Source organism: Labrys miyagiensis, from assembly GCF_030160835.1.
GTDB classification, from domain to species: Bacteria; Pseudomonadota; Alphaproteobacteria; order Rhizobiales; family Labraceae; genus Labrys; species Labrys miyagiensis.
This window is the reverse complement of record NZ_BSPC01000091.1, coordinates 1-7,466: the sequence shown is the minus strand read 5'-3', so window position 1 is coordinate 7,466 and position 7,466 is coordinate 1. Positions and strand designations below refer to the sequence as shown.

The 7,466-nt window shown below is 52.4% G+C and carries 5 protein-coding genes; all 5 read left to right on the top strand.

Going from position 1 to position 7,466, the window contains the following annotated elements:
- Positions 1-1,511 precede the first annotated feature (1,511 nt).
- The 5 genes from QQL24_RS34520 (at position 1,512) to QQL24_RS34500 (ending at position 6,426) form a co-directional block, all read left to right on the top strand.
- Positions 1,512-2,390: a glycosyltransferase family 2 protein gene (locus QQL24_RS34520; protein WP_284316858.1), complete on the top strand. Its 879-nt coding sequence runs from the start codon at positions 1,512-1,514 to the stop codon at positions 2,388-2,390.
- Between the two features lie 2 nt (positions 2,391-2,392).
- A complete protein-coding gene (locus tag QQL24_RS34515; RefSeq protein ID WP_284316857.1) occupies positions 2,393-3,313 on the top strand; it encodes an NAD-dependent epimerase/dehydratase family protein in 921 nt (306 codons plus the stop codon).
- 634 nt (positions 3,314-3,947) lie between these two features.
- Positions 3,948-4,817, top strand: coding sequence for a hypothetical protein (locus tag QQL24_RS34510; protein WP_284316856.1), 870 nt, complete (start codon positions 3,948-3,950; stop codon positions 4,815-4,817).
- Positions 4,818-5,014: 197 nt separating this feature from the next.
- A complete protein-coding gene (locus QQL24_RS34505) occupies positions 5,015-5,827 on the top strand; it encodes a class I SAM-dependent methyltransferase (protein ID WP_284316855.1) in 813 nt (270 codons plus the stop codon).
- Positions 5,828-6,159: 332 nt separating this feature from the next.
- On the top strand, positions 6,160-6,426 hold the full coding sequence (locus QQL24_RS34500; protein WP_284316854.1) for a hypothetical protein: 267 nt from the start codon (positions 6,160-6,162) through the stop codon (positions 6,424-6,426).
- The last annotated feature ends 1,040 nt before the right edge of the window (positions 6,427-7,466 follow it).

Genomic DNA, 7,466 nt, shown 5'->3' with positions numbered 1-7,466 from the left:
GGCAACTCCTGTACACCGCCGCGCTTCTAGCATTCACATGGGAGCAAGGCCAGTTTCCGCGCGCTGTGATGTTACCTGTCCAACACAACGGTACATCCGCCCAGCGAGCGCGCCTTCCAGCCGGTGGATCCCGCATCGTGGCGGCAGGACGCCGGTGGTGGCCTCTTGAGCGAGACTGCCCGTCCCGCCCGCTCTCGACTGTTGACTTCGACCGAGAATTCTCAGTGAAAATCGACAACGAGAAAGTCGGAGTTCTTGCGGATGGTCACCGAGAACGAAGCTGCCGAGGTCTAGTCTCGGCTCGCGACCCGAAGGGCCACGCCAAATATGCTGAGGACAGCCGCAGCAGCACCGACCCACACGATACTGACCGCGATTGGAGCCCAGAGAGGGAAACCTGGGACAATGTAGGCCGCCAGCCAGAGGACGGCCACGATGATGACAATCCTGCGCATGCTGGAGCCGATACGCCTACCTTCTGCCACCGAAGTCCTCCCGACCCGCGCTCGATCTCGAACCCACGCATCCATCATATTATATCAATCGGACCTATTGCTACGACCTATTAGCACCAATGACGCGAATGCCGCCGGGGTAAGGGACGCGCCGATGAGCGATGGCTTACCTCTCTCCCTTGAGCACCTAGCAATATGAGCGCCATGGCGGCTGCCGGATTGCCGAATGGGAAGAGGTCTTCGGCGGTCCCGTCGTCGCGACCGCGCCGCTACGGCGGTAGGACCACCACCCTTGATTAAGCAGGGAAAGGTGCCTATCCAACTTGCTCAACGCCTGTGAATCGGCATCATGCTGCCCCCCCAACCTCCACAAAAGTATGAATAGCGTGCAGTCCCGATCGGCATCCGAACCCATGCCGGTACACAGCGGAAATGCTTGAGCCACTCTAAGTCACTTCGCTAGAACGGCTCCCTCGAAGCGTTTCATGAAGGTCGCAGTGTTCGTGATTTCATGAACGAATATGTCCACCAAAGCAAGTAGGTCAGATCAAACCCATTAACTTGCGGCATCGATACTATATTTAATTGGGCGGGAAGACTCATAGTTTCCATATAGGGAAACTATTCTCCTGAATCCCGAAGAATTAGGGAAAAATTTGTTGCAGAAACCATACAGAAACATATAGACACAATATTACCCCATTTTGGAAATGAATGGGATGCGTCTCTCGGTTGTACTCCTTTGTGGTTAAGAAGGTAGCCGGAAAGGATTCCCTGGAAGGACATGACGTGAGCGAAGGTCTCGAAAAAGTGGTGGACGGGACGCGCGTTCTGCGCGGTCAGCCTCGCCTGCCCTCTCATGCTGGGTAATCCCCCAACGGGGTGCCCTCGATACTCGGACGCAGCCGTTGGTCATGATGTGACATGGCCAGTAGAGGCGGCAGTTGAATCTGGCTTTGGATCGCTTCTTACCTTAAATGAGACACCACAAGGGTGCAGATATTTCTGCACGCTTCCTTATCGTTTATTTGTTTAGCTTGTGGGAGTGTATTTAAGATGCCGAAAGTGATTGTTGGCGTTCCCGTTTATAACGGGGCGGATCAGCTTGGAGAGTGTCTTGAATGCTTGGTGTCACAAACATTAAAAGATATTGAAATCCGCATCTACGACAACGCATCCCAAGACAACACAGGAGACATTGCCCGAGAATTTGTGTCTAGAGATCCCCGCGTAAAATACATTCGACATTCTGAAAATATCCGCGCGATGCCCAATTTCCTGACCATATTGCGCGATTGCGAATCTGAATTCGTGATGTGGCGTGCACATGACGATCTATGTTCGCATGATTACATCGAGAAACTTTATAACGCACTCGCGACAAACCCCGCTGCAAACGTAGCTGTTCCGACGACGGAGACGATATCTCGAAGCGAGAGACAGCGGATAAACGTTCCTAAATACTTTGCCGGGAAGTCCACGATGGCTTCGATCGTGCAACTGATGTTCAATTCCCATGCCGGCTGGTTTTATGGGCTATGGCGTCGTGATCCTCTTCTCGCCGACTTCGAGGAATGTTGGGCTGCGTTTCCCCATCCCTGGGCTTTGGACCACTTGATCCTCTTTCCAACGCTCCTCAAGACGGCGGTTTCCGTGGTGCCGGACGCAGTTTTCATTCAGCGTCTCGTAACTAAAACCTATACCCCTGGCAAGGGCATCAAGCCATCGGTGGCAGAGATGGTAGCTCTTCGCAAGAAATTTTCGGATCAATGCCGACGCTATATCGATCAGTCTTCGTATTCCTGGTTGCAGAGGGCGACGATACACGCCGTTTTGCCGTTCTACGTCGACAAGCGCGTTTACAAATTACGAAAAGTGATTAAGAGAACTATACTCCGGCGAGCAGGTGGCGCTGCTTATAGTGGCGAATTCTGATCATGCGCATTCTTGTTACTGGCGGAACTGGATTTGTTGGGAAATGGGCCGCATTGGCCTTGGTTTCGGCTGGCCACGAGGTATTCGTAATCTCACGCACCCCGACGACCGTACCTGGGTGTCAGGTGATCGTGGGCGATTTGCTGAAATCCGAGACGATTGACGCGGCCCTGGCGAGAGCGCGGCCCGAAATCCTTCTTCATATGGCCTGGTATGTCGAACATGGGAAGTTTTGGAATGCGGCAGAGAATCTCGACTGGGCGACAGCTACGATCCGGCTCGTTCGGGCTGCGCAGAAAATCGGAGTCCGCCGCATTGTCTGCGCGGGTACCTGCATGGAGTACGATCTATCCTCGCGGGACCTATGCGTCGAGACGACGACCGCCATTCGGCCGGTTACTCTCTATGCCGTTTCCAAGGATTCCACGCGGCGGATTGTTGAAGAGTTTGTCGCTTCTTGCGGCCTGGAATTCGCCTGGGGGCGAATGTTCTTTGTCTTTGGACCCAACGAACACCCAAGCAGACTGGTATCATCGATTGCGGTAAGCCTCTTGGCCGGACGTCCAGCGTTGATTTCGTCGGGGACCCAGATCAGAGATTTCATCGATGTTCATGACGCTGGCGAGGCCTTCGCAGCACTCGCTTTGTCCAAGGTAACGGGTGCGGTCAACATTGCCTCGGGTCGAGCGTTGCGCATCAGAGAGCTGGCGGAGGAGATTCGCGCGGCTGCTGGCGGAATTGGCGAACTTCGCTTCGGTGCGTTGCCGGATCGCCCGAACGAACCAGCGTGTATCGTTGCGGACATTCGGCGATTGCAGGACGAAGTCGGATATCGGCCGCGAAAAACCATCAAGGAGCGGTTGTCGGAGACCTTAGAGTGGTGGCGTGCCTGGAGCATTTACGAGTCCCAGTTGCGGGCTTGAGGAAAGATGCTCCAAAAATTTGGCCTTAGCGAAAGCTGGCTCGGGCAAAATCTGGTTTCCGCAAGCGCCCCAACATTCGCTATTGGCGGTGGTGGGTGGCAGGGGCAAATGCCGGCATCCCGGGGCTAGTAGGGGTTGAGCTCCCGAACCATGCAGAAAAGTCTGCGTGGAAGGGGCCCTTTGGCTCTCCCTTGATGCCGGCAGCGCTGCATGGACGTTCGTTGCCGCAGCCGCAATGCATCGCCTGGCCGATCTCTCCAGGCGTATTGCCAAGTAGGATCGGGCAGTGGCCGCCGTATTTTCTTTTCGCGGAAGACCAGCAAGATCCGGCACCTGCTTAACGCAGGGGTGATATCGGAGATCGCCTGCACTTATGGCTTCCAACGGTTCGAGGCGAGAGAGAACGGCCTTGCCTAGCAGGTGCGCCCGCTTTCGCATGCAAATATCGTCATAGGAGTCCACGGCGCTGGCCTCGCCCCCCTTTCTGTCGACCACACGCTGGCGTTAAACAGGATAGCAACGGAGCGTTTGCAACCCCTGCCGGCACTAACTTGCCAGACGATAGTTGAATTGTGTTCCTCCTGTTTGTTGCATAGGATCCGCGGTAAAACGACGTACGAGAAGATGAGGACGAATGGTGCCCGCATCCATAGCCGTATTCTATCTGCGCAGATACGCGAACAACAAATCATTATTTTCGAGATTCATTCAAAGCGTGAATATAAACCAAACTCATGCGGCATATGTACCGTATGTCATCAATAAAGGATTTGCAGCGGGTTCTCTTGGCGATGTATCTGAGGAGTGGAGAGCATCCAATGGCGCTGTGGCGAAAAACATCTATATCAATGACGATGGAACTGATTTACTAGCGTACTTTAAGGCCGCCGCGTCTTGTGGAGAAGAGCATTGTCTTTTCCTTAATTCATACTCAATGATAGAAGGAAAAGAATGGCTCGATTATTACATAAAGGCCCTTGATGCCGTCGGCAGAAATTCAGGAATATCTGCTACAGGTAGCTATGAAATCTACGGAAGTCTTGAACCATTCTCGAGCGAGCAGCTACCGTGGAATCGAGCGCATATTCGTACAAACGCATTTATGATTCGAAGGGATCTCTTCCTCAGCATGCAGCGGGAGCTGCCGACCAAATTTGATGCTCACGCGTTTGAGTCCGGCGCAGACAGCCTGTCGCGCCAGATTCTGCAGAATAGCGGTCGGCTGGCCATTGTAGGCAGGAATGGGCGTGTTTACGAGCCGATTGAATGGGCGTCGTCCAACACCTTTCGACATGGAAATCAGGAAAATCTTCTGGTTTCCGACAACAGGACGAGGGAATACGAGCTAGCTAAATTCAGAACCAGGCAGCGACTGAGTGAGCAAACCTGGGGAACAGATTTAGGGAAGGCGGAAAGATATACCTTGCCAAGAGAGCTTAGGCGGCGAGTTTATAGAATATCCGCAAAGGCGACAAGGTTAATCAAACGTGAAAAGCGAGGATAATTCCTCCGGGCGCGCCGATAGCAAGTATATGAGTGTTCGACTGGCTGAACCCTCGGAAAAAAACTGTTTACGGTGCTGCGCCATCGTGCGACGAAATGTGGGAAATATGCAGGTCATCCGGTGCGCTTGTCGTTAACTTGAAACGCAACTGGGGGATCTTTCGTAGCATCAGGAAGCAGAATTCATAAAGGGTAGAGATGAAGACACTGCGCGAATCGTTCGATAAATCGAAGTATATGTCTTACAAGCAGGACAGCTATTTCCCTGCGTACGATAAGATACTGCGTCAATTTGTTGGAAGGCCCATAACTATTGTAGAGGTTGGCGTACTCTATGGTGGCTCCCTGTTCATGTGGCGTGATTATTTCGGTGAAAGCGCCACGATAATTGGTGTGGATTTCAACCCAGAGGCTAAGAAATGGGAGGCCGAAGGATTCAAGATTTACATAGGAGATCAGTCCTCGGAAAAGTTCTGGGATGGCTTGTTTAAAGAAATCGGCTCCGTGGATATTCTCATAGATGATGGAGGCCACACCAATCGGCAGCAAATCGTGACGCTGCGCAAGGCGGTCCACCACATCCGAGATGGTGGTCTCCTGATCGTCGAGGATACTCACGCAAGCTACATGTCAGAATTCGGGAACCCGTCTCGCTACAGTTTCATTTCCTTCGCTAAACGGATCATCGATCACTTGCACGGACGCTATGGAGGCGATCTGGTCGCCGCCAAGCCACCCGCCCGGCAGATCTTCTCCGTGGAGTTCTTCGAATCTATGACAGTTTTTACAATTGATCGTCGTCTCACGAAAATGAGTGAATTCGTAACCAACGGTGGCATCTCCAGCGTGACAGAAGATTACCGCTACAAGAATAGCGTTTTGGAGAAATTGAGAAATAGGACTTGGAAGGGACATCGCTTTATTCGCAGTTTCTATAAACGATTGATATGGCTGGAATTGCGTAGACAGAACTTCCTCACGAAGTCACTTTTTAACAAAATTGATGTTTAGTGAAGTATCATAGTTTCACGCGAGTGATCATCTCTGCAGTTCGTTCGATCGTCTAGAATGGCATAACTGCATTGGTCCGGTCATCGAATGTCAGTATAGTCATCTGATTATTCGATTTTGCTATCACTGGACCGAGACAACGGCCTCGTCATGCAGAGTGGGGGCCAGTATTTGGAGTGCGGTCACACGCCACCTGCAAAGGTTTCAATTTTCCATTCAACAAAATAGATCTGATTTGCCGAGGTGCCTGAGTTTGCCTTTTAATTGATAGCGGCCGCCGCTAACAATCTTTGGGCGTTCTCCCCTTCCTCGCTATGGGTAGGAGTCTGACGATGGCGGGCGTCGTTAACACGGAGTCTGACAGAATGATTGCGGCGCTGGACCTGGCAAAGCAGCTGCAGGTTGTGGCCGGCGAACTGGGTCGTGTGCAAATCGTGGAACCGGCCGCTCGGCTGGACGAGTCACTCTGGATAGTCGGCGACGACTCCCACTTGCGGATTGAGGTTGGAATTGCGCGAAGAACCACGCTGCCTCGACGTTTGGAAGAAACACGTCATTGGTGGCAGCAATACCTAACGTCGGAGTTGCCGTCGGCATGATTGAGAGCATTGCTGTACTCTATCTATTAAGAAACGGAAATAATCCGTTGTGGCTGAAGGCCTTCCTTCAAAGCTTACGGAAGCATCCGACAAGTGTGAATTATGTACCTATTCTGATTCACAAAGGTTTTGTATCGGGAGTGGCGCACTCACTTGCTTCGACATGGATAACTGAGAATGGGCTGAGAGCACAAAGTATATTTGTGCCAGACGATGGCTTTGATTTGACGGCCTATAGAACGGTTGCGTCCCAGCTCGCGTCATCGCACTGCGTTTTTTTTAACTCCTATACTCGTATTTTGGGCAGCGGATGGCTCGAGGCCTACATACAAGCATATTCAGAATTGGGAGATCACTCGGCTATCGGAGCGACAGGGAGTTGGAGGTCCGTTGAGTCGGATCTTCCCTTTCCAAGCCCGCATCTGCGCACAACGGCCATTTTTTTGAGACGAGAACTCTTTCTCTCCTTTGCAAACCCGTTTGATACGAAGGAGCAGTGCATAAAGTTTGAGACAGGGGCAAACGGACTATCACATACTATCCTGCAATCGGGGGGACGAATAGCGGTAGTAGGAAAGTCAGGCCGTATATGGGAGCCGGAGAACTGGCCGGAGGCGCGGACCTATTATTCCGGTGATCAAGAGGAATTGCTAGTGAGCGATAATCGGACGCACGAGTATCAGATTGCCAAACCGCGCGGTCGGCAGCGGCGCTCGGAGGCGGCCTGGGGACCGCGTGCCAATGTGACCAGCAGGTCCTGGATTTACAGACGTTATGTTGATTGGCAATGGAAACGTGGATATGCAGTGCCTTAGTCGTTCAATCTCAATGAACGCGATCAAAACTTTTGGCAGCCCTATTGATTGCCGAATAGTTGCAATGCCAGAGGCCGGAGGAATTAAGCGACCAGTTTATCCGTGACATCGACCAGGTGCTGTCGGGTCGAATAGGGTAATGGACTTCACGGAAAAGGGCTTTCTCAGACGGGTGCGAGTTCGGGCTCGTCGCGGAACTGCACGGCGTGGAGAAAGGCGTAGCGC

Bases quoted from the DNA above. Each gene is read 5' to 3' on its own strand.
- QQL24_RS34520 (WP_284316858.1), top strand. From the start codon at position 1,512: ATGCCGAAAGTGATTGTTGGCGTTCCCGTTTATAACGGGGCGGATCAG.
- QQL24_RS34515 (WP_284316857.1), top strand. From the start codon at position 2,393: ATGCGCATTCTTGTTACTGGCGGAACTGGATTTGTTGGGAAATGGGCC.
- QQL24_RS34510 (WP_284316856.1), top strand. From the start codon at position 3,948: ATGGTGCCCGCATCCATAGCCGTATTCTATCTGCGCAGATACGCGAAC.
- QQL24_RS34505 (WP_284316855.1), top strand. From the start codon at position 5,015: ATGAAGACACTGCGCGAATCGTTCGATAAATCGAAGTATATGTCTTAC.
- QQL24_RS34500 (WP_284316854.1), top strand. From the start codon at position 6,160: ATGGCGGGCGTCGTTAACACGGAGTCTGACAGAATGATTGCGGCGCTG.